Consider the following 22657-nt stretch of genomic DNA (forward strand, 5'->3'; position numbering starts at 1 on the left):
CTTGACGCAGACCATCGCCCCGCGCCTCCGGACCCTGGTGCTGCTGCTCCTGGCCGCGGCCTGCGCGCTGCTGGCCGGCGCCGGACCGGCCTCCGCGCACGCCGCGCTGACCGGCAGCGACCCCCGGGAGGGGGCGGTGGTCGACAGGGCTCCGGCCCAGGTGTCGCTCACCTTCTCCGAGTCGGTCTCCATGGACGACGACTCACTGCGCGTCCTCGACCCCAAGGGCAAGCGGGTCGACGACGGCAACCCGTCCGGCACGGGCGGCACCACGTACGCCGTGAAACTGCACGCCGGGCTGCCCGACGGCACGTACACCGTGACCTACCAGGTCGTCTCCGCCGACAGCCACCCGGTCGCCGGCGCCTACACCTTCTCCGTCGGCGCCCCCTCCGAGACCTCGGTCACCGTCTCCGGGCAGTCGGCCGGCGGCGGCTTCGTCGGCGGGTTGTACGGCGTCGGACGGTACGTGTCGTACACCGGGTTCGCCGTCCTGGTGGGCGGCGCCGCCTTCGTCCTCGCCTGCTGGCCGCGCGGCTCCGGGGTGCGCGTCCTGCAGCGGGTCGTCGTCTCCGGGTGGCTCGCGCTGACCGCAGCCACCCTCCTGCTCCTCCTGCTGCGCGGCTCGTACACCGGTTCCGGGAAGCTGGCCGACGTCTTCGACCTCGACCTGCTCGGCGACGTGCTGCAGACCAAGGCCGGCGCCGCGCTGGTCTCCCGGCTGCTGCTGCTCGCGGCGGCCGCGCTGTTCATCGCCGTGCTCTTCGGCGCGTACGACAAACGGGAGGACGAGGAGAAGCGGGACCTCACCTTCGGGCTCGCGGTCGGCGGGAGCGTCGTGGCGGCGGGCCTCGCGGCGACCTGGGCGATGTCCGAACACGCCTCCGTCGGCCTCCAGGCCGGACTCGCCATGCCGGTCGACGTCGTCCACCTGATAGCCGTCGCCACCTGGCTCGGCGGCCTCACCGCGCTGCTCGTCGCCCTGTACCGCGCTCCGGCGGACACACCGGTGCCCGCCCTCGCCGTACGCCGGTTCTCGCGCATCGCCTTCGGCAGCGTGATCGCGCTGGTGGTGACCGGCACCTACCAGTCCTGGCGCCAGCTCGGCTCCTGGACGGCCTTCACCGACACCCGGTACGGGCAACTGCTCCTGGTGAAGATCGGGCTCGTCGCCGTACTCGTCGGCGTCGCCTACTTCTCGCGGCGGTGGACGGCACAGCTGGCGCAGGCGGCACCCGCCGTCGCCGGGGCCTCGGCGGCACGGCGCGCGGAGAAGGGGGCGGGGAAGGCGTCCACGAAGGCATCCGGAACCGCGTCCGCGAAGGCGGGCACCAAGACGTCCGGGAACGCGAAGGTCGCCGAGAAGGCGTCCGGAACCGGGAAGGGCTCCGGCACCGCGAAGGGCTCAGGCGGCTCCCAGCGCGCCGCACAGCTCGCCCGGCAGCGCGCGGCCGTGGACGCGGCCCGGCAGAAGCGGCAACGGGACGCCGATCCGAACCGCTTCGGACTGCGCCGCTCCGTGCTCGCCGAGGCGGGCATCGCGGTCGTCCTGCTGGTGGTGACCACCGTCCTGACCCAGACCGAGCCGGGCCGCACCGAGGAGGAGGCCAAGGCCGCCGGCGGGTCATCCGCGGCCGCCTCCGCCCCCTCCACCGGCGCCGTGACGCTGGACATGCCCTTCGACACCGGCAGCCAGAACGGCAAGGGAGTCGTACGGGTCGAACTCGACCCCGCCCGGGTCGGCGCCAACGACCTGCACCTCTACGTCGAGCGCCCGGACGGGACCGCCTTCGACATTCCCGAGGTGAAGGTGGCCCTCACCCAGAAGGCCAAGGACATCGGGCCGCTGCCCGTCGCCCCCGACCACATCACCACCGGCCACTGGTCGGCGAGCGGAGTGCAGATCCCGATGGCCGGAGACTGGGAAGTCGCCGTCACCGTGCGGACCTCCGACATCGACCAGGTCACCATCTCCAAGAACACGCAGATCGGCTGAACCGCACCATGCCCGACCAGTCCATTCCGCAGGCCCGAGACCCCGAGGCGACCCACGGGACGCCCGGCCCCCTCGGCTCCGAGAACGCCGTGGCCGCCACCGCCCCCGAGGGCCTATCGCGCCGGCGGCTGCTCGGCACCGCCGGCGCCACCGGGCTCGTCCTCGGCGCGGCTGGCGCCGCCGCGGGCTACGCCGCCGCACCCTCGTCGGCCGCCACCCCCCTCACCTCGCTCGGCAGCGAGCGGGCGATGTTTCACGGGAAACATCAGCCCGGCATCACCACTCCCCTGCAGGCCCGCGGGCACCTCGTCTCCTTCGACCTCGCCCCGGGCGCCGGGCGCAAGGAGGCCACCGCGCTGCTGCGCCGCTGGTCCGACACGGCCCGGCGGCTGATGGCGGGCGAGCCGGCCGGAAGCCGTGACACGGACGTGGCACGGGACGCCGGACCCTCCTCGCTGACCGTCACCTTCGGGTTCGGGCACAGCTTCTTCGGGCGGACCGGTCTGGAGAAGCAGCGCCCGGTCGCGCTCGACCCGCTGCCCGACTTCTCCTCCGACCACCTCGACAAGAACCGCAGCAACGGCGACCTGTGGGTGCAGATCGGCGCCGACGACGCGCTGGTGGCCTTTCACGCCCTGCGCGCGATCCAGCGGGACGCCGGGGCGGCCGCCCGCGTCCGCTGGCAGATGAACGGCTTCAACCGTTCCCCCGGCGCCACCGCCCACCCCATGACCGCCCGCAACCTCATGGGCCAGGTCGACGGCACCCGCAACCCGAAGCCCGGCGAGGCCGACTTCGACCGGCGGATCTTCGTCCCCGAGGAGCCCGAGCCCGGGAAGGGCGGCCCGGCCTGGATGGCGAACGGCTCCTACGTCGTCGTACGCCGCATCCGCATGCTCCTCGACGACTGGGAGGAACTGTCACTCAAGGCGCAGGAGGACGTCATCGGGCGCCGGAAGTCCGACGGGGCGCCGCTGTCCGGAGGGAGCGGGGCCACCGAGTCGACGGAGATGGACCTGGAGAAGACGGACGGGTCCGGAGAACTCGTCGTCCCGATCAATGCCCACGCCCGGATCACCCGCCCCGACCAGAACGGCGGCGCGGCGATGGTCCGCCGGCCCTTCTCGTACCACGACGGCTTCGACGCCGACGGCGTCCCGGACGCCGGGCTGCTCTTCATCTGCTGGCAGGCCGATCCGCTGCGGGGCTTCGTGCCGGTGCAGCGCAAGCTGGACCGGGGCGACGCGCTGTCCCAGTTCATCCGGCACGAGGCGAGCGGCCTGTTCGCGGTGCCGGGCGGAGCGGCGGAGGGAGAGTACGTGGGTCAGCGGCTGCTGGAGGGGTGAATCCGGGGCGCATCACCCCGCGGAGGGGCTTGTGCGAGACGCGTGAGCCGGGTGTCCCGGGGCCCATTAGGGTGAGGACATGCCAGCCAGTTATGCGTATCTCGGCCCTGAAGGCACCTTCACCGAAGTCGCCCTGCGCACGCTCCCGGAGACGGCGACCCGGGAACTGGTCCCCTACGTCTCCGTGCAGTCCGCGCTCGACGCGGTGCGCACCGGCGACGCCGAGGCCGCGTTCGTGCCGATCGAGAACTCCGTCGAGGGCGGCATCACCACCACCCTCGACGAGCTGGTCGCCGGCCAGCCGCTGATGATCTACCGCGAGGTGCTGCTGTCCATCACCTTCGCGCTGCTGGTCCGGCCCGGCACCAAGCTGTCGGACATCAAGACGGTCACCGCCCACCCGGCCGCGCAGCCCCAGGTCCGCAACTGGATCAAGGCGCACCTCCCGGACGTCGCCTGGGAGTCGGCCGCCTCCAACGCGGACGGCGCCCGGCTGGTGCAGGAGGGGCGGTACGACGCCGCCTTCGCCGGTGAGTTCGCCGCGGAGCGCTACGGTCTCGAGGTGCTGGAGGCCGACATCCACGACGCGGAGAACGCCCAGACGCGCTTCGTGCTGGTGGGCCGCCCGGCTCGGCCCGCGGCACCGACCGGGGCGGACAAGACGTCCGTCGTGCTCTGGCAGCGCGACGACCACCCCGGCGGCCTGCGCGATCTGCTGGGCGAGTTCGCCACCCGGGGCGTCAACCTGATGCTGCTGCAGTCCCGGCCCACCGGTGCGGGTATCGGCAACTACTGCTTCTGCATCGACGCCGAGGGGCATATCTCCGACCGCCGGGTGGCCGACGCGTTGATGGGCCTGAAGCGGTCCTGCCTCCAGGTGCGCTACCTGGGGTCGTATCCGCGTGCGGAGGTCACGCCCGCGGATGTGGACGCGCTGCGTCCGGGCACCTCGGACGAGGCGTTCGTGGCGGCGGCGGACTGGGTGGCGCGCTGTCAGGACGGCCGGTTCTGATCACCGGGCCTATCTGCTGATTTTCGTTGTCCACAGAAGTTATCCACAGGTCCGCTTCTCGACCTGGGGACAAGTCGACAACGAAGGGGGATTCAGTCGACATATCCGCCTACAGCCCCCCGCTTCGCCCACAGGGGCCCAGGTCACCCTTCGTCCACCTGTTTCTTGTGCCCCATTCTCCGGAGTGACACCGGGTGCCCCGTTTCCACTCGAAAGTGGGGGCCTGGAGGGTTTGGACGGGCCGACTTCCGGAATGAGGAATGATCAATTCCGTGCATCCACAGATCTTTCGCACAGCCTGTGGATAACTTTTCCGGACGGTGGATTCCTGTGGACAATCACGCCCCAAGTCCCGTTCTCCACAAGGAAATCCGGTCAACCCGGCGCCCGCGCGGCGCCTCGTTCCGGGGATTCCGGAGCACTTCGTTGACCTGCCGAAGGGGACGTGCGGCCCGCGTACGGCAATAGTGGGTCGAGACCCGACACCACGCACCGGTAGCCTTGACCGCGTGATTGACCTTCGCCTGCTCCGTGAGGACCCCGACCGTGTGCGCGCCTCGCAGCGCGCCCGTGGAGAGGACGTCGCGCTCGTCGACTCCCTCCTGTCCGCCGACGAACGGCGCAGGTCGTCCGGCGTCCGCTTCGACGAGCTGCGCGCCGAGCAGAAGGGCCTCGGCAAGCTGATCGGCAAGGCCACCGGAGACGAGAAGGCCGAGCTGCTCAAGCGCGCCGAGCAGCTCAAGACCGACGTCAAGGCCGCCGACGCCGAACGCGACGCGGCCGACGCCGAGACCCAGGAACTGCTCCAGCGGCTCGGCAACCTCGTCCACCCCGACGTGCCCGTCGGCGGCGAGGAGGACTTCGTCACGCTGGAGACGCACGGCACGCACCGCGACTTCGCCGCCGAGGGCTTCGAGCCCAGGGACCACCTGGAGCTGGGCCAGCTGCTCGGCGCCATCGACGTGGAGCGCGGCGCCAAGGTCTCCGGCTCGCGCTTCTACTTCCTGACCGGCGTGGGCGCCCTCCTGGAGCTGGCGCTGGTCAACGCGGCGATCGCGCAGGCCACGGCGGCCGGCTTCACGCCGATGCTGACCCCGGCGTTGGTGCGCCCGCAGTCGATGGCCGGCACCGGCTTCCTCGGCCAGGCCGCCCAGGACGTCTACCACCTCGACAAGGACGACCTGTACCTGGTCGGCACGTCCGAGGTGCCGCTCGCCGCGTACCACATGGACGAGATCCTGGACGGCGACCGCCTGCCGCTGCGCTACGCCGGCTTCTCGCCCTGCTTCCGCCGCGAGGCGGGCTCGCACGGCAAGGACACCCGGGGCATCTTCCGCGTGCACCAGTTCGACAAGGTCGAGATGTTCTCCTACGTCCTCCCCGAGGACTCGCAGGCCGAGCACCAGCGCCTGCTGGAGTGGGAGAAGCAGTGGCTGACGTCGCTGGAGCTGCCGTTCCGGGTGATCGACGTGGCCTCGGCCGACCTGGGCTCCTCGGCCGCCCGCAAGTACGACTGCGAGGCGTGGATCCCGACGCAGGGCAAGTACCGCGAGCTGACCTCGACCTCGGACTGCACCGAGTTCCAGTCCCGCCGGCTGTCGATCCGCGTCCGCGAGGGCAAGAAGGTGCGTCCGCTGGCCACGCTCAACGGCACGCTGTGCGCCGTTCCGCGCACCATCGTGGCGATCCTGGAGAACCACCAGCAGGCCGACGGCTCGGTCCGCGTGCCCGAGGTGCTGCGCCCGTACCTGGGCGGCCGGGAGGTCCTGGAGCCGGTGGCCAAGTGACTGACACCGGTCCCGCCACGGTCGTCGGCACCCGTCCCGCCGGGGGCTTCCCCTACCGGCTGATCGCCACCGACCTCGACGGCACGCTGCTGCGCGGCGACGACACGATCTCGCGGCGCACCCGTGACGCGCTCGCCGCGGCCACCGCGGCGGGCGCGGCCCACATCGTGGTCACCGGGCGGGCGGTGCCGTGGACCCGGCACATCCTGGACGACCTCGGTTACGAAGGGCTGGCCGTCTGCGGCCAGGGCGCGCAGGTCTACCACGCCGGGGAGCACCGGCTGCTGACCTCCGTGACCCTGGACCGGCAGCTGGCCGGGGTGGCGCTGGCGAAGATCGAGGCGGAGACCGGTCCGCTGTACCTGGCGGCGAGCCGGGACGGCCTGGAGGGCGACGTGCTGGTCGGCCCGGGCTACGCGGTCGGGGGCGACCTGCCGGCCGTGCCCTTCACCGACGCCTCCGACCTGTGGTCGGCGCCACTGAACAAGATCTACATCCAGCATCCGACCCTGTCGGACGACGAGCTGGCCGAGACCGCCCGACGCGCCGCGGGCGGCTTCGTCACGGTCGTCATGGCGGGGGCGGGCGTCGTCGAGCTGCTGCCTCTGGGGCTGTCGAAGGCCACGGGTCTGTCGCTGGCCGCCCGTCGGCTCGGTCTGAAGGCCGCGGACACGATCGCGTTCGGCGACATGCCCAACGACGTCCCCATGTTCGGCTGGGCGGCCCGGGGGGTGGCGATGGCCAACGCCCACGAGGAGCTGAAGGCAGTGGCCGACGAGGTGACGTCCTCCAACGACGAGGACGGCATCGCGGTGGTGCTGGAGCGGCTGGCGGCCTGATGCCGGGCCGAAGCTCTTAGACGCAGCCCCCGCGACGCACGGTCCGGACGGCGCCGGCGTCCCCGTCGGTCGGCCCACGCGAGGTGTCCCGCGTGCTCGAAGCGGCCTCCCGTTGCGCCGTCGCCGTCCGGCCTCGTGCATCCCCCACAGTGCCGTCACGGGAAGCCGGGCGCCACCGATTAAAAGGGGACGTACGCCGCGTTACCGACGGCTCGCGGTCACTCCTCCCCGGCGAGCGTCAGCGACCGCAGCTTCTGGCCGGCGTACCAGGTGGCGAGCACGGTCACCACGGCGAGCAGCACCGTCGCGGTCGGCAGGCCGACGTCGGACGTCACCAGGTTCCCGTCGGCGACCCTCTCGGCCACCGCCAGCGACCACTGCTGGACGCTCAGCGTGCGGGCGCCCGGCACCAGGGAGCCGAACAGGGCCTCCCAGACCAGGGCGTAGACGAGCCCGAAGACCACGGCATGCCGGGACACCGTGCCCAGCAGCAGGAACAGCGCGGCGTAGGCGATGGAGGCGACCAGCGCGGCGATCGTGTAGGCGACGGCGACCTGCTGGCCGTTGCCGTTGAGGATCAGGCCCGCGAGCAGCGTGGGCACGGCGGAGAAGACCATCGTCACGGCTATGGCGACGATCAGCTTGGTGAAGATGATCGTCGGCCGCTTGATCGGCTTGGACAGCAGGTACACCACCGAGCCGTCGTCGATCTCCGGGCCGATGGCGCCGGTACCGGCGATGACGCCGATGATCGGCACCATGGTGGCGAGGGCGAACCCGCCCAGCACGTCGACCGAGGTCTGGTCGTCGGCTCCGGCGAGGGCGCGCACCGCGACGGCGATGACGAGCAGCAGCAGGGGGAGCACGCCCAGGATGAGGGCCCGGCGGCGGCCGAGCAGGGCCCGGTAGGTGAGTCGGGCGACTGTGGGGTCGTACATTCTTCGGCCTCCTACGCCGCGACGAGATACGAGAAGACGGACTCGAGGGACTCGTCGGACGGCGAGACCGTGAGCAGCCGGATGCCGTGGTCGCGGGCGACCTTCGGCAGCAGGACCGTGAACCGGCCGAAGTCGACGGCCTGGATGCGCAGGGCGCCCTCGGCGAGGTCGACCTCGATGCCGGATGTCGACGGGTCGGCGATCAGCGCGGCCGCGAGGGCCCGGTCGTCGCTGGAGCGCACCAGGTAGCGGTGCGGCCGGTCGGTCATCAGGCGGCGGATCTTGCGGAAGTCGCCGCTGGCCGCGTGGCGTCCGGCGACGATGACCTCGATGTGCCAGGCGAGCTGTTCGACCTCTTCCAGGATGTGGGAGGAGAACAGCACGGTGCGGCCCTCGTCGCCCATGCGCCGCAGCAGGTCCATCAGCTGCATGCGCTGACGCGGGTCCATGCCGTTGAACGGCTCGTCGAGCAGGAGCAGCGACGGCTGGTGGACGAGGGCGGAGGCCATCTTCACGCGCTGGCGCATGCCCTTGGAGTACGTGGCGATCTTCCGGTCCTGGGCGTAGGCCATCTCCACGGTGGCGAGGGCCTCGTCGGCGGCCTTGGCCCCCAGCCCGTGCAGTTCGGCGTTGGCGAGGACGAACTCGCGGCCGGTGAGGAAGTCGTACATCGCCTCCCGCTCGGGGACGATGCCGATGTGCTTGTAGATGTCCTCGTTGCGCCAGACCGGCTGGCCGTCGAGGGTGACGCTGCCGGTGGAGGGGGCGAGGAAGCCGCCCATCATGTTGATGAGGGTGGATTTTCCCGCGCCGTTGGGGCCGAGCAGGCCGGTGACGCCGGGGCCGATCGTCATGGTGATGTCGTTGACGGCGACCACGTTGCCGAACCAGCGGGAGACGTGGTCGATGTTCAGCGTGGTCACAGTCCCACCTTCTTGTAGCGGCGCATCAGCAGGCCGTAGGCGGCGGCGATCAGGCCGAGGGTGACGAGGACGTAGACGGCGCCCTCGCCGTTGCTCGGGCCGACCCCGCTGGGGAAGGCCGAGGTCGCTCCCAGGAAGGCCGAGGAGACTCCGTCGATCAAGGTGATCGGCGAGAAGAGGCCTATCCAGGCGACGGCCCCGGAGCTGCCCTGGACGTCCGCGATGGCCTGGAGCGTGGAGACCGCGCCGTAGGTGATGGTCAGGACGGCGATGACGGCCGCGATGCCGAAGCCTCGGCGCGGGGTGACCGACGCGACGACCAGGCCGAGGCCGGCGAAGAGCAGGGAGAGCAGTGCCACGGAGACCAGTCCCTGGGCGAACCCCTTGGTCTGGTCCGCGAAGTCGAGTTTGGCGAGCAGCGCACCCACGTAGAGCACCAGCAGGGGTGCGGCGGTGAGGATGAACAGGGCCGAGGCCAGCGAGGCGTACTTGGCGCGCACGTAGTCGGAGGTCTCGATCGGCCGGGAGAAGTACAGCGGCACGGTCTTGAAGCGCAGGTCGCGCGAGACGGACTGCGGGGCCTGGGCCGCGACGTAGAGACTGATGACGGCCTGAAGGACGATCGCGTAGCGCGTGTAGTCCACGGGCAGGTCGTTGGCCTTGGTGGCGACGGCGACCGCGACCATGATGCCCGCCGGGAGGCACATCACCACGAAGAGCAGCATCGGCAGCACCTTGGACTTGGCCGAGCGGCCGAGGCCGTAGGCACCGCGCAGGGACTGCGAGTACAGCGAACGGCGGGCGTAGGCGCGGCCGAGGCGGGGGCCGTCGTAACTGCGGTAGCCGATGTTGTGGATGCGGGTCTGGTCACCCGGTGCCACCGTGGCTGTGGGCTGTTCAGCTGCCATGGCCGACCGCCTCCTTCCGTGCTGCGTCGCTGTCGGTGAAGACCTCCGAGATGTGGTGCCGGCGCTGCTCCATGCGGACCAGGCCGACGCCGAGGTCGGCTATGACGTCGCGGACCAGGTCGTAGGTCTCCTCGCCCGCCGAGGTGAGCAGCAGGACGTGGCCGGCGCCGGGCAGGCCGCTGCCGTCCTGGACGGTCACCCCGCGCGCGTCGAGCGCGTCGCGCACCGCGCGGGTGCCGTCGGGGTGTGCGTCGGTGTCGGTGACCTCGATCGCGAGGGTCGTGGTGGTCTGGGTGAAGTCCGTGGTGGAGCTGGAGCGCAGCAGCTTGCCGCCGTCCACGACGACGACGTGGTCGCAGGTGCGTTCCAGCTCGCCCAGCAGGTGCGAGGTGACCAGGACGGAGATGCCGAAGTCGGTGTGGATGCGCCGGATGAGGCCGAGCATCTCGTCGCGGCCGACCGGGTCGAGGCCGTTGGTCGGCTCGTCGAGGAAGACCAGCTGGGGGTCGTGCACGAGGGCCTGCGCGAGTTTGACCCGCTGCTTCATGCCCGTCGAGTAGCCGCCGATGGGGCGGTAGCGCTCCTCGTAGAGGCCGACGTGGCGCAGGGTGTCGGCGGTGCGCTCGCGGGCGGCGGTGGGCGGCAGGCCGGACATGCGTGCCATGTGGACGACGAACTCGGTGGCCGAGACGTCGGGGGGCAGGCAGTCGTGCTCCGGCATGTAGCCGACCCGCTCGCGGATGTCGGCGCCCTTGGTGGCGACATCGAGTCCGAGCACTTCGGCCCGGCCCTCGGTGGCGGGAGACAGACCCAGCAGGATCTTGATCAGGGTGGACTTGCCGGCGCCGTTGGCACCGACGAGTCCGGTCACACCGGGTCCGACGTCCACGGAGAGCCGGTCGAGCGCGGTCACCCGTGGGAACCGCTTGCTCAGGCTTTCGGTCGCGATCACAGTCACATCGATGACAGTAGTGACGCCCGCCACTGCGGTCGTCAGACCGCAGAGCCGTCTTGGCGTCAGTCTCGAGTAGTACGGGCCCGTAGGGGATGCCGTACCTGAGAGCCACGGCCCCGACTTCCGAGGCCGCACCGGCCGTCCTATTGACGTTGGGTCTAACAACTGGGAGATTCGGCGGCGTCGCGTTACGGGCGAGTAGCACGGTCGGCGCGGACCGCGCCGGGACGGTGGGACGGGGGTGGCACGGCATGGGCGGCACGACGGAGGCGGCGGCCGGACTCCGCACCGGACCGCGGGGATCTCGCGAGGTGCGGCGGCTCGCCCACGAGAGCGCCGAGGGCGTGGCCGCCCGGCTGGAGCCGGGCGTGACCGAGCGCAAGGCGGCCCGCATGCAGCGCGCGTGGCTGCCGGAGCGGGGCGTGCGGGACGGGTGCCACCCGCCCTTCGCCCGGTTCGGCGACCGCACGAGGCCCCACCCGGTGCAGCACCGGCCGGCGGCCGGCCTGACGGCGCACCCTGGGGGCTGGTCCCCGCCGGGGTCCCGGTACCGCTTCTCCGACCACCCGCCCCGCGCGGGACTGTGGGTGGAGCTGAGCGCCTTCTGGCTGGACGACGATCTGCCGCACGTGCGGCGCTGGGCGGAGGAGACATGACGATGCTGGAGGGTGCGCGGGAGCGCCGGGTGCGCACGGGCGGGGTCGAGCTGTGCGTGGCCGAGCTGGGCGATCCGCGGCAGCCCACGGTCGTCCTCGTACACGGCTACCCGGACAGCAAGGAGGTCTGGTCCGAGGTCGCCGCCCGTCTGGCCGGCCGCTTCCACGTGGTTCTCTACGACGTCCGCGGCCACGGCCGGTCCAGCGCGCCGAGCCCGCTGCGGGGCGGGTTCACGCTGGAGAAGCTGACGGACGACTTCCTGGCCGTGGCCGACGCGGTCAGCCCGGACCGCCCGGTGCACCTGGTGGGCCACGACTGGGGCTCGGTGCAGTCCTGGGAGTTCGTCACGGTCAGGCGCACCGAGGGCCGCATCGCCTCCTTCACCTCCATGTCCGGGCCCTCCCTCGACCACTTCGGGCACTGGATCAACAAGCGCCTCAGGCGTCCCACCCCGCGCCGGGTCGGACAGCTCCTCGGCCAGGGCGCCAAGTCCTGGTACGTCTACCTGCTCCACACCCCCGTGCTCCCGGAGCTGGCATGGCGCGGCCCCCTCGGCAAGCGTTGGCCCGGCATCCTGGAGCGCGTCGAGAAGGTGCCCGGCGGCGACTACCCGACCCGGTCCCTGCCGTCGGACGCCGCGCACGGGGCGTGGCTGTACCGGGACAACGTCCGCCCCCGGCTGCGCAGGCCGCGCGAGGACGCCTACGCACACGCGCCCGTGCAGCTCATCACGCCCCTCGGCGACGCGTTCCTCTCCGAGCGGCTCTACGACGGCCTCGAGCTGTGGGCGCCGCGGCTGACCCGGCGCACGCTGCCTGCGAAGCACTGGGTGCCGCGCACCCGTCCGGACCGGTTGGCGGACTGGATCACGGAGTTCGTCACCGCCGTCGAGGACGGCCGGTCCGAGACGGCGGCGAACGGGAAGTACGCGGACCGCTTCGCCGGGCAGCTGGTCCTGGTCACCGGTGCGGGCAGCGGCATCGGGCGGGCGACGGCGTTCGCGTTCGCCGAGGCCGGAGCGCGCGTGGTGGCCGTCGACCGGGACGCCGAGGCCGCCGTCCGGACGGCGGAGCTGTCCCGGCTGATCGGTGCTCCGGCCGCCTGGGCAGAGGCCGTCGACGTCTCCGACGAGCAGGCCATGGAGAAGCTGGCGGCCAGGGTCGCCGCCGAGTACGGCGTGGTGGACGTGCTCGTGAACAATGCCGGGATCGGCCTGTCGGGCTCCTTCTTCGACACCACGCCGGAGGACTGGAAGAAGGTCCTCGACGTCAACCTGTGGGGCGTGATCCACGGCTGCCGCCTGTTCGGCCGGCAGATGGCCGAGCGCGGGCAGGGCGGCCACATCGTCAACACCGCGTCGGCGGCCGCCTTCCAGCCCTCCAGGGCGCTGCCCGCCTACGCCACCTCCAAGGCGGCCGTGCTGATGCTGAGCGAGTGCCTGCGTGCCGAGCTGGCCGACCGGGGCATCGGCGTCACGGCGATCTGCCCCGGCCTGGTCAACACCAACATCACCTCCACCGCGCACTTCGCGGGCGTGGACGCCGAGGAGGAGAAGCGCCGGCAGCGGCGCACCGCCCGGCTGTACGGGGCGCGGAACTACCCGCCGGAGAAGGTGGCGGACGCCGTCCTGGAGGCGGTCGTGCGCGACAGGGCGGTGGTCCCGGTGACGCCGGAGGCGCGCGGCGCCCACCTCATGTCCCGCTTCGCACCCCGGATGCTGCGGCGCCTCGCCCGGGTGAAGCCGCCCCTGTAGTTTCCACAGGACCCCCCAACCAGCCTGTGGATAACTCGACTTGACTGTGGATCAAACCCTGGCGGCAAAATCGATCGCGTGACACGCGTCTCACTAGGCAGGCTGGTGCCATGCAACAGGAACGCACGGTGAAGGTGTCCAAGTATCTGTCGAAGCACCTGCGCCACCAGCCGGAGAGGATCGGGCTCACGCTCGACGAGGGCGGCTGGGTCGAGATCGACACACTCGTCGCCGCGGCGGCCGCGCACGGCTTCCCCTTCACCCGCCAAGAGCTCGACCACGTGGTCGCCACCAACGACAAGCGGCGCTTCGCGGTGGAGGGCACCCGCATCCGGGCCAGCCAGGGCCACAGCATCGACGTGGATCTCCGGCTGCCCGTGGCCACCCCGCCGCCGTATCTCTACCACGGGACCGTGGCCCGGCATCTGGAGGCCATCCGTGCCGAAGGCCTGCGGCCGATGAACCGGCACGACGTCCACCTCTCGCCGGACCGCGAGACCGCGACCCGGGTCGGGGCACGCCGTGGCCGGCCGGTCGTCCTCCCGGTGGACGCCGCCGCCATGCACCGCGACGGACACGTCTTCCACGTCAGCGCGAACGGGGTCTGGCTGACGCGGCACGTGCCGTCCCGCTATCTGCGCTTTCCCGCTCCGCACTGACCCCGCATGATCGAGGGCATGGAGCACCTGCCCACCACCCAGTCCGCCGTCACCGCCCTCCGCGCCGTCGCCGAGGAGTACGCGCTGGAGATCGAGGTCACCGACGACATCGGCGCCGACCAGACCTCCCGCCACAGCGCCGCCGGGGTGGGGGTGACCACCGACAGCGACGGCTCTCTCCCGCACGAGGCGTTCGTCGAGTTCGGCGGCGTTCCCCGGGTGAGCGTGCGGCTCTTCCACGAAGGTGACGCCCTGATCACCGTCGAGAACGTGGAGTTTCCGGATGTCGAACGCGACGACGTGCCCGCGTTCCTGCGCTCCGTCTTCGGCGGCCTCGCCCACGTCCACGGGCGCCGCTTCCCGCCCGGGTACCGCCTGATCGTTCCGCTGCCGGGCGACCGGGCCCACAAGGAACACGTGTCGATGCTCCTCCTCACACCGTGGCTGAGCAGTCGCGTACGGTGACGGCGGAGGCCGTTTCACGTGAAACCGGGGGACGGCCGCTTAGGCTCGGAGACATGAGTCTGCGCCTGAGCACCGTGATCCTTCCGTACCGCCGTTGGCACGAGGGCGGCCGTTCGACCTGGACGCGGGCCGAGCAGCTCGGCTTCCACACCGCGTACACCTACGACCACCTCTCCTGGCGCAGCTTCCGGGACGGCCCGTGGTTCGGTGCCGTACCGACGCTCACCGCCGCCGCGACCGTCACCGAGCGGCTGCGACTTGGCACCCTGGTCACCTCGCCGAACTTCCGGCACCCGGTGACGCTCGCCAAGGAGCTGATCTCCCTCGACGACATCTCCGGCGGGCGGATCACGCTCGGCATAGGAGCGGGCGGCACCGGCTTCGACGCCACCGCGCTGGGCCAGGAGCCGTGGACGCCGCGGGAGCGGGCGGACCGGTTCGGCGAGTTCCTGCCGCTGCTCGACCGGCTGCTGACCGAGGACGCCGTGTCGTACGAGGGTGACTTCTACTCGGCGCACGAGGCCCGCAACATCCCGGGGTGCGTACAGCGGCCCCGGCTGCCCTTCGCGGTCGCCGCGACCGGCCCGCGGGGACTGGCGCTCGCCGCCCGCCACGGGCAGGCGTGGGTGACCACCGGCGATCCGAAGCTGTTCGAGAACGGCACCCCCCAGCAGTCGGACCGTGCGCTGCGGCAGCAGGGCGACCGGCTGGCCGACGCCTGTGCCGCGATCGGCCGCGAGGTGGACGAGCTGGACCGGGTCCTCCTCACCGGCTTCACGCCGGAGCGCAGCCGCCCGCTGGAGTCCGTGGACGCGTTCGTGGACTTCGCCGGACGCCACCGCGACCTGGGCTTCACCGAACTGGTCGTCCACTGGCCGATCCCGGACTCGGACTTCGCCGCGGACGAGAAGGTCTTCGAACGGATCGCGATGGAGGCGCCGGCCCAGCTGAAGGAGTGAGGGGCGTGGAGTCGAGCGGGGACCGGGAACCGGGCAGGAGAGCCGTAGCTCACATATGTGCGGAGCCGCGCACGGGCGTGCACGCATATGCGTGACAATGGCCGGGTGACCTCAGCGACCCGACAGCCCGAGCCCCCGGCCGCCGCCACCCGCCCGCGACTCATCGCCACCGACCTCGACGGCACCCTGCTGCGCGACGACAAGTCGGTCTCCCCGCGGACGGTCGCCGCACTGGCCGCCGCGGAGAAGGCGGGCATCGAGGTCTTCTTCGTCACCGGACGCCCCGCCCGCTGGATGGACGTCGTCAGCGCTCACGTCCACGGTCACGGTCTCGCCATCTGCGGAAACGGTGCCGCCGTGGTCGACCTGCACGGCGGCCCGGGCAGGCACAGGTTCGTGAAGGTCCGCGAGCTGCCGCAGGAGAACGCGCTGGACTCCGTGCGGCTGCTGCGGGAGGCGGCGCCCGGCACGGTGTTCGCGGTCGAGCAGACGTACGGCTTCCACCAGGAGCCGGCGTACCCGAAGCTGCACATGGAGGTCCCCGACGACCTTCTGCCGGCCGAGGAGATCCTGGCGCCGGGCGGGCGCGCCGCCACCGAGCCCGTCCTCAAGATCCTTGCCTTCCATCCGGAGCTCGACCCCGACGGCTTCCTCACACTGGCCCGCCTCGCCGTCGGCGACCGCGCCAACGTCACCCGCTCCAGCCCCAGTGCCCTGCTGGAGATTAGCGGCCCCGAGGTCTCCAAGGCCAGCACGCTCGCCCTGTGCTGCGCCGAGCGCGGCATCTCGCACGAGGAGGTCGTGGCCTTCGGCGACATGCCGAACGACGTCGAGATGCTCACCTGGGCGGGACGGTCGTACGCGATGGGCAACGCGCACCCGGACGTGATCGCCGCCGCCTCGGGACGGACGGTCGCCAACAACGACGACGGGGTGGCCGTCGTGATCGAGCGGATGCTGGCGGACCTGCCCTGACCTTCCGCCCCACCTGCACTTCGAGGTCCCGCGCCGCGCCCGGTGCCGTCACAGCGGCACCCCGCGCTGTGACAGCCACGGCACCGGGTCCAGTGCCGAGCCCGTCTCCGGGGTGACCCGGACCTCGAAGTGCAGGTGGGGACCGGTGGAGTTGCCGGTGCTGCCGGACTGCCCGATCCACTGCCCGGCGTCGACCCGGTCGCCCTGGTCGACGGCGACGGCGGCGAGATGGGCGTACTGCGTGTAGTAGCCGCCCGCGTGCTCGATGACGACCTGGATGCCGAAGGCCCCGCCGCAGGACACCTTCAGGACCCGGCCCGTACCGACCGACCGCACCGGTGTCCCGACCGGCACCGCGAAGTCCTGGCCGGTGTGCCGGTGCGCCCACCGAGACCCGCCGCTGCCGAAGGACGCCGACAGCTCGTAGGCCTCGACCGGGGCCACCCAGGCCGGGCCGGAGGGCATGTCCGGCTGGTCGAGGCGGACCGCGCCGGGGCACGCGCCGGCCGCGACGGAGGAGTCCGCCTGCCCCTCCAACCGTGACCGCACCGCTTCAAGCTTGTTCTCGATCTCCTTCTTCAGCTTCGCCAGGTCGGCGTTGCGCTTGTCCAGCGCCTGCCAGGCCGCCCGCGCCCTGGCCTCCTCGGCGGCGAGCCGGGCCTCGGCCCGCAGGTTCTTCCCGATGGCCCGGTCGACGGCCAGATTCGCTCGGGAGACGGCCCGCTGACCGCGCATCAGCTCCTCGGGGTCGTCGGCGAGGAGCATCCGCGCGGTGAGCGGAAGCCCGCCGTCGCGGTACTGGGCACGGGCGATGCGGCCCAGGTCCTCGTGCATGGCGTCGGTCTTCCGCCGCTGCCCGTCGAGGCGGCGCTCGTACTCCAGGGCCTTCGACCGTTGTGCCTCGGCCTCTCGCCGCCCGTCCTCGTACTGCCGGGTGGCCTTCGCCGCGTCCTCGTACAGTCGCGCCACCTGCGGGCCGAGACCGGTGCCGGGCCCGGCGTCCCCGTCCGTGCCGTCGGTGGGTCGGGCCGCGAGCAGGGCGAGTGCGCACAGCAGCACCGGAACCAGCAGCGGACGTCGGCGGGATGAGCGCATGTCAGCGATCGTGGACCCGCACGGCGCCCGGGGTCTCGTTCAGGTCGTACGAGTGGGGGACCCGTTGCTGCACACGGCTCAGCGCGGCTGCTGCACACGGGGCAACGCGGCGTCGGCGGCGCTCAGTACGGCGCCTCCCACAGCACTGTCGTGCCACCGCCGTCCGCCCCGATGCCCGGCCCGAGCCGACTGGCACCGCCCACCGTCTCGGCGCGGCGCTCCAGGTTGTGCAGGCCGCTGCGCCGGCCGCCCTCGGGAACGCCGACACCGTCGTCCGCGACGGTCAGCCGGACACCCGGCCGGCCGTCCGGCAGGGTCGCCGTCGCGTCCACGACCACCTCGATCCGGCCGGCGTGCGCGTGCCGGAAGGCGTTGGACAGGGTTTCACGCAGCGCGGCGATGAGATTCTTGCCGGTCAGGTCGCCGACGGCGGTGTCGACCGGGCCCACGAAGCGGTGCGAGGGCGTGAAACCCAGCGGGGCGGCGGCCATGGTGATCTCGCGCAGTACGCGGGTGCGCAGTCCCGTGGGCGCCTCGGCGGGCTGCTGGAGCGCGAAGATCGCCGAGCGGATCTCCTGGATGGTGACGTCGAGTTCGTCGACGGCTCCACCGACCCCGTCGCGCACCTCGGGCACGGCCGACCTGCGCTGGGCACTCTCCAGCATCATCCCCGTCGCGAACAGCCGCTGGATGACGAGGTCGTGCAGGTCCCGGGCGATCCGGTCCCGGTCCTCGTACACGGCGAGCCGTTCCCGGTCGCGCTGTGCCTCGGCCATCGTGAGCGCCAGCGCGGCCTGCGAGGCGAACTGCTCGCCGAGCGCGCGCTCCGTCCGGGTGAACGGGCGGTCCCCCGGGGCGCGCGGCATGACCAGGCCCCCGAGGACCTTCCCGTCCCGGCACAGCGGCACCAGCATGACCGGGCCGTAGGAGCGCGCCGGTCCGGCGTTCAGGCGGGGGTCGGTGGCGGCGTCGTCCACGAACACGGGGCGTCCGGCGAGCAGTTCCGCCACGATGCCGTTCCCCGGTGGGACGACCGCGCCGAGGGCGTTCGCGGGTTGCGGCGCGTCGACGGCCACGATCTCCAGGCCGCCCCCGTCGGCCGGCAGCAGGACGATCCCGGCGGCCGCCCCGGAGAGGCGGCGGGCCTGCTCGGCGACGATCTGCAGGGCGTCGTCGGTGTCGCCGCCGGACAGCAGGGCGGTGGTGACGGCGACCGATCCGTCGATCCACCGCTCCCGCTGCTGGGCGGCCTCGTGCAGTCGCGCGTTGCCGATGGCGATACCGGCCTCCGTGGCCAGGACCCGGACCATGGCGAGGTCGTGGTCGTCGAAGGGCTCGCCCGCGAGCTTGTCGGTCAGGTAGAGGTTGCCGAAGATCTCGCCCTGCACACGGATGGGGACGTCCAGGAAGCCGCGCATCGGCGGATGGTGCTCGGGAAGGTCGCACGGGCGCGGGTCCCGGGTCAGGCCGGACGGCCGGACCGTCGTCTCGTCCAGGCCGTGGTGCACGAAGTCGGCGAGACCGTCGCCGTCCTCGTCGACGACGCCGATGGCCGCGTACCGGGCGTGCGCCAGGTCGGCGGCCGTCTCGCAGATCCGGTGCAGTGTGGAGTGCAGCTCCAGTCCGCTGCCGACGGACCGCATCGCGTCCAGCAGTTTCGGCACCCGTGCCAGTAGTTCGGCCGAGGCCCCCGCACGGGGCGGCGGGGGGCCGGGAGGCGGCGCTGGGGGCATGCCCCGAGCCTAATGAGACCTTTTTGTTCACGAAAGTCGGATTGCGGCAATTTTTGCGGACCCGTGGCCGGGCCGGCCGGTCACACCGCTCCCACCAGCAGTTCCGCCGCCGCCTCCCGTCCGGCCATCTCCCGCAGCGGACCCGGTACGGCCGCCAGCTCCGCGTACGTACCGCGCTGCACGACCCGGCCCCGGTCCAGGACGATCACCTCGTCCACGGCCCCCAGCCCCGCCAGCCGGTGCGTGATCAGCAGGCTCGTACGGCCCTCGGTGGCGGCCAGCAGATCGGCGGTGAGCGCGTCGGCGGTCGGCAGGTCGAGGTGTTCGGCGGGCTCGTCGAGCACGAGGACGGGGAAGTCGGCGAGCAGCGCCCGGGCCAGGGCGAGCCGCTGGCGCTGGCCACCGGACAACCGGGCGCCGTGCTCGCCGACCAGCGTGTCCAGACCGTCGGGCAGGCTGTCGGCCCACTCGAGCAGCCGGGCCCGCGCCAGCGCGTCGCGCAGCTCGGCCTCGGTGGCGTCCTTCCTGGCCAGCAGCAGGTTCTCGCGGACCGAGCTGTCGAAGAGGTGCGCGTCCTGGGCGCACAGCCCGACGAGGCGCCGTACGTCGTCGCCTGCCAGGGCGTAGGCGTCGACACCGGCCAGCGTGTAGGAGCCCGCCTCCGCGTCGAGGAAGCGCAGCAGCGCCTGGGCGAGGGTCGTCTTGCCGGACCCGGACGGTCCGACCACGGCGACGCGGCGCCCCTGTGCCAGGGTCAGGTCCAGCCCCGCCAGCGCGTCCCTGTCCTGCCCGGGGTGACGCGCGGCCAGCCCCTCGATGACCACCGGGAACGGCGAGGCGGGCGCCTGCCTGGGCACCTCCGGCTCCCGCACCGGCTCCGGGGCGTCGAGCACCTCGTACACGCGCTCGGCGCTCCTGCGCACGCGCTGGCGGTACTGCACGGCGAGCGGCAGTCCGAGGACAGCCTCGAAGGCGGCCAGCGGGGTCAGGACGACGACGGCCACGGTCACGCCGGCGAGCCGGCCGTCGGCGACCGCCTGGACCCCGACGACGGCGGCGCCCGCGACGGTCAGGCCGGAGACCAGCGCGGTGAGCCCGTCGCCCAGCGCGGTGGCCGTGGCGGCGCGCGAGGCGATCCGGGTGAGGGTGCCGTCGGCCCGCCGGGCCTGGGCGGCACGAGCGGGCAGGGCACCGGCGACGGTCAGCTCGGCGGTACCGGTGAGCAGCTCCGTCACCCGGGTGGCGAGCACGCCCCTGGCGGGGGCCAGCCGGCGCTCCGCGCGCCGTGCCACGGCCGCGGTGAGCAGCGGAACACCGACACCGGCCGCGAGCAGGCCGGCCGCGAGCACGACACCCGCCTCCGGCAGCAACCAGGCCGTGAACCCGACCGAGGCGGCGGAGACGACCAGCGCGCTTCCGGCGGGCAGCAGCCAGCGCAGCCAGTAGTCCTGCAAGGCGTCGACGTCGGCGACGAGCCGGGACAGCAGATCGCCCCGGCGGCTGTGCCGCAGCCCGGCCGGGGCCAGCCGCTCCAGCCGCCGGTACACCGCGACCCGCGTGTCGGCCAGCATCCGCAGCACGGCGTCGTGCGACACCAGCCGCTCCGCGTAGCGGAACACGGCCCGCCCGATGCCGAAGGCCCGCGTCGCCGTCACGGCCACCATCAGGTACAGCACCGGCGGCTGCTCGGAGGCCCGTGAGATGAGGTACCCGGAGGTCGCCATCAGGCCGACGGCGCTGCCCAGCGCCAGACTGCTGAGCAACAGCGCGAGGCCGAGCCGCCCGCGCCGGGCGCCGGACATGGCGCGGACCCGGGACAGCACGCCGCCCCGCGCCTGCGCGGCGGGCTCAGCAGGCTCGGCGGACGCGGTGGCCGGCTCGTCGAACGAATCCGGAGCGACGGTGCGCCGAGTGTCCCGCGCAGCGACCGGCGGCCCGCTGGTGTCCGCGGACCCGGCGAAGCCCGCCGGCGCGTCCAGCCGCACCACCCGGTCGGCGACCTCCAGCAGCGCCGGACGGTGCACCACCAGCAGGACCGTACGCCCCTGCGCCAGCCTGCGGACGGCGTCCACGATCTCCGCCTCGGTGGCGCCGTCCAGGGCCGCCGTCGGCTCGTCGAGCAGCAGCACCGGCCGGTCCGCGAGAAACGCCCGGGCCAGCGCCAGCCGCTGCCGCTGTCCCGCGGACAGGCCGGTTCCGTCCTCCCCGAGGACGGTCGCCGTGCCCTCGGGCAGCGCGTCCACGAACTCCAGTGCGCCCGCGTCCCGCAGGGCCCGGCGTACGGCGGTGTCGTCGGCGTCGGGCCGGGCCAGCCGTACGTTCTCCGCGATGGTGCCGGCGTACAGGTGCGGATGCTGTGGCACCCAGGCAACGCGGGCGTGCCACTGCGCGACATCGAGCGAGGAAAGGTCGGCTCCCCCCACCCGGACCCGCCCCCCGGTCGGGGACACGAAGCCGAGCAGGGCGTTCAGGAGCGTCGACTTGCCCGCGCCGCTGGGTCCCACGAGTGCGACCGTCTCCCCGGGCTCGACGATGAGGTTCACGTCCCGGACGGCCGCCGAGTCGCGTCCGGGATAGCGGACCGTCACGTCCTCGAAGCTCAGGGCACCGTCCGCCGGAACCGGCCCGGTTCCCGACGCCGGTACGGGACGCTCCAGCACCGAGAAGATGTCCTCGGCGGCGGCGAGGCCCTCGGCCGCCGCGTGGTACTGCGCCCCCACCTGCCGCAACGGCAGGTAGGCCTCCGGTGCGAGGACGAGCACGACCAGGCCGTCGTACAGGGTCATGTCCCCGTGGACCAGGCGCATGCCGATGGTGACGGCGACGAGCGCGACGGACAGCGTGGCCAGCAGTTCCAGCGCGAAGGAGGACAGGAAGGCGATCCGCAGGGTCCGCATGGTCGCCTGGCGGTACTCGCCGGTGATGCGCTTGATCGACTCTGCCTGCGCCTTGGCCCGGCCGAAGACCTTCAGCGTGGGCAGCCCCGCGACCACGTCCAGGAAGTGTCCCGACAGCCGCGACAGCAGCCGCCACTGGCGGTCCATCCGGGACTGGGTGGCCCAGCCGATCAGCATCATGAAGACCGGGATGAGGGGGAGGGTGCCGACGATGATGGCCGCCGAGACCCAGTCCTCGGTCACGATGCGGGCCAGCACCGCCACGGGCACGACCACCGCGAGGCCCAGTTGCGGCAGATAGCGCGAGAAGTAGTCGTCGAGGGCGTCGACGCCCCTGGTGGCGAGGGCGACCAGCGAACCGGTCCGCTGTCCGCCCAGCCAGCCCGGGCCGAGCGCGGTGGCCCGTTCCAGCAGCCGGCGCCGCAGCTCCGACTTGACCGCCGCGCTCGCCCGGTGCGCGGCCAGTTCGGTGAGCCAGCCGACCAGCGCCCGGCCGCAGGCGACGGCCACCAACAGCAGCAGAGGGGTGCGGAGTCCGGCGGCCGTCGTGCCCTGTTGGAAGGCGCCGACCACCACCTCGGCGATGAGCATGGCCTGGGCGACGAGCAGTCCGGCCCCGACGGCCCCCAGGGCGACGACCGCCGCCAGGAAGAGCCTGGTGGCGCGGGCGTACCGCAGAAGACGTGGATCGATGGGTTTCACGTGAAACAGGCCCTCCTGTCCGGCGGGATGCGTTCCGACGTTTCGCGACGTTTCACGT

Annotated in this window: 18 protein-coding genes; 11 read left to right on the top strand and 7 right to left on the bottom strand. The window is 72.5% G+C overall.

Going from position 1 to position 22657, the window contains the following annotated elements:
- Nucleotide 1: 1 nt before the first annotated feature.
- The 5 genes from ACFYZ3_RS30985 (at nucleotide 2) to ACFYZ3_RS31005 (ending at nucleotide 6980) form a co-directional block, all read left to right on the top strand.
- Nucleotides 2-1996: a copper resistance CopC/CopD family protein gene (locus tag ACFYZ3_RS30985; protein ID WP_388524540.1), complete on the top strand. Its 1995-nt coding sequence runs from the start codon at nucleotides 2-4 to the stop codon at nucleotides 1994-1996.
- A gap of 8 nt (nucleotides 1997-2004) precedes the next feature.
- Nucleotides 2005-3342, top strand: a complete 1338-nt coding sequence (gene efeB, locus ACFYZ3_RS30990; RefSeq protein ID WP_388524543.1) for an iron uptake transporter deferrochelatase/peroxidase subunit — start codon at nucleotides 2005-2007, stop codon at nucleotides 3340-3342.
- Between the two features lie 79 nt (nucleotides 3343-3421).
- Nucleotides 3422-4354 (top strand): prephenate dehydratase, encoded by a 933-nt coding sequence (gene pheA / locus ACFYZ3_RS30995; protein ID WP_388524546.1) that lies wholly within the window; start codon nucleotides 3422-3424, stop codon nucleotides 4352-4354.
- Nucleotides 4355-4863: 509 nt separating this feature from the next.
- Complete coding sequence (gene serS / locus ACFYZ3_RS31000; RefSeq protein WP_388524549.1) at nucleotides 4864-6141, top strand: serine--tRNA ligase; 1278 nt, start codon at nucleotides 4864-4866, stop codon at nucleotides 6139-6141.
- Complete coding sequence (locus ACFYZ3_RS31005) at nucleotides 6138-6980, top strand: HAD family hydrolase (RefSeq protein WP_388524552.1); 843 nt, start codon at nucleotides 6138-6140, stop codon at nucleotides 6978-6980. The genes serS and ACFYZ3_RS31005 overlap by 4 nt, the downstream gene beginning before the upstream one ends.
- 218 nt (nucleotides 6981-7198) lie before the next feature.
- Here ACFYZ3_RS31005 and ACFYZ3_RS31010 read toward each other — a convergent pair whose 3' ends face one another.
- From ACFYZ3_RS31010 to ACFYZ3_RS31025, 4 genes are read right to left on the bottom strand one after another with little or no spacing between them, the layout of a single operon-like run.
- The gene (locus ACFYZ3_RS31010) at nucleotides 7199-7918 is read right to left on the bottom strand and encodes an ABC transporter permease subunit (RefSeq protein ID WP_388524555.1); all 720 of its coding nucleotides are present in this window, start codon (nucleotides 7916-7918) and stop codon (nucleotides 7199-7201) included.
- Nucleotides 7919-7929: 11 nt separating this feature from the next.
- Nucleotides 7930-8841, bottom strand: a complete 912-nt coding sequence (locus ACFYZ3_RS31015; RefSeq protein WP_361013688.1) for an ABC transporter ATP-binding protein — start codon at nucleotides 8839-8841, stop codon at nucleotides 7930-7932.
- Nucleotides 8838-9749, bottom strand: coding sequence for an ABC transporter permease (locus ACFYZ3_RS31020; protein ID WP_361013690.1), 912 nt, complete (start codon nucleotides 9747-9749; stop codon nucleotides 8838-8840). The genes ACFYZ3_RS31015 and ACFYZ3_RS31020 overlap by 4 nt, the downstream gene beginning before the upstream one ends.
- Nucleotides 9739-10701, bottom strand: a complete 963-nt coding sequence (locus ACFYZ3_RS31025; RefSeq protein WP_388524619.1) for an ABC transporter ATP-binding protein — start codon at nucleotides 10699-10701, stop codon at nucleotides 9739-9741. Before ACFYZ3_RS31025 ends, ACFYZ3_RS31020 begins: the two co-directional genes overlap by 11 nt.
- A gap of 254 nt (nucleotides 10702-10955) precedes the next feature.
- Between ACFYZ3_RS31025 and ACFYZ3_RS31030 the strand changes: the two genes are divergently transcribed.
- The 6 genes from ACFYZ3_RS31030 (at nucleotide 10956) to ACFYZ3_RS31055 (ending at nucleotide 16172) form a co-directional block, all read left to right on the top strand.
- A complete protein-coding gene (locus ACFYZ3_RS31030) occupies nucleotides 10956-11360 on the top strand; it encodes a hypothetical protein (RefSeq protein ID WP_388524560.1) in 405 nt (134 codons plus the stop codon).
- Nucleotides 11357-13114 (top strand): SDR family oxidoreductase, encoded by a 1758-nt coding sequence (locus tag ACFYZ3_RS31035; protein ID WP_388524563.1) that lies wholly within the window; start codon nucleotides 11357-11359, stop codon nucleotides 13112-13114. The genes ACFYZ3_RS31030 and ACFYZ3_RS31035 overlap by 4 nt, the downstream gene beginning before the upstream one ends.
- Nucleotides 13115-13224: 110 nt before the next feature.
- Nucleotides 13225-13773 carry an RNA 2'-phosphotransferase gene (locus ACFYZ3_RS31040; protein WP_388524566.1) on the top strand — a complete coding sequence of 183 codons (549 nt, stop codon included), beginning with the start codon at nucleotides 13225-13227 and terminating at the stop codon, nucleotides 13771-13773.
- 6 nt (nucleotides 13774-13779) lie between these two features.
- A complete protein-coding gene (locus ACFYZ3_RS31045; RefSeq protein WP_388524569.1) occupies nucleotides 13780-14238 on the top strand; it encodes a hypothetical protein in 459 nt (152 codons plus the stop codon).
- A 53-nt stretch (nucleotides 14239-14291) separates the two neighbouring features.
- Nucleotides 14292-15197, top strand: coding sequence for an LLM class flavin-dependent oxidoreductase (locus ACFYZ3_RS31050; RefSeq protein ID WP_388524572.1), 906 nt, complete (start codon nucleotides 14292-14294; stop codon nucleotides 15195-15197).
- Between the two features lie 87 nt (nucleotides 15198-15284).
- Entirely contained in the window at nucleotides 15285-16172 is an 888-nt protein-coding gene (locus tag ACFYZ3_RS31055; RefSeq protein ID WP_388524575.1) for an HAD family hydrolase, read from the top strand.
- A gap of 48 nt (nucleotides 16173-16220) precedes the next feature.
- Here ACFYZ3_RS31055 and ACFYZ3_RS31060 read toward each other — a convergent pair whose 3' ends face one another.
- The 3 genes from ACFYZ3_RS31060 to cydD all read right to left on the bottom strand — a co-directional run bounded on the left by ACFYZ3_RS31060 (nucleotide 16221) and on the right by cydD (nucleotide 22599).
- Entirely contained in the window at nucleotides 16221-17267 is a 1047-nt protein-coding gene (locus tag ACFYZ3_RS31060) for a M23 family metallopeptidase (RefSeq protein WP_388524578.1), read from the bottom strand.
- Nucleotides 17268-17389: 122 nt separating this feature from the next.
- Nucleotides 17390-19000: a GAF domain-containing protein gene (locus tag ACFYZ3_RS31065; protein ID WP_388524581.1), complete on the bottom strand. Its 1611-nt coding sequence runs from the start codon at nucleotides 18998-19000 to the stop codon at nucleotides 17390-17392.
- Between the two features lie 80 nt (nucleotides 19001-19080).
- Entirely contained in the window at nucleotides 19081-22599 is a 3519-nt protein-coding gene (gene cydD, locus ACFYZ3_RS31070; RefSeq protein WP_388524584.1) for a thiol reductant ABC exporter subunit CydD, read from the bottom strand.
- Nucleotides 22600-22657 lie beyond the last annotated feature (58 nt).

Source organism: Streptomyces sp. NPDC001599 (assembly GCF_042893535.1).
GTDB lineage: Bacteria > Actinomycetota > Actinomycetes > Streptomycetales > Streptomycetaceae > Streptomyces.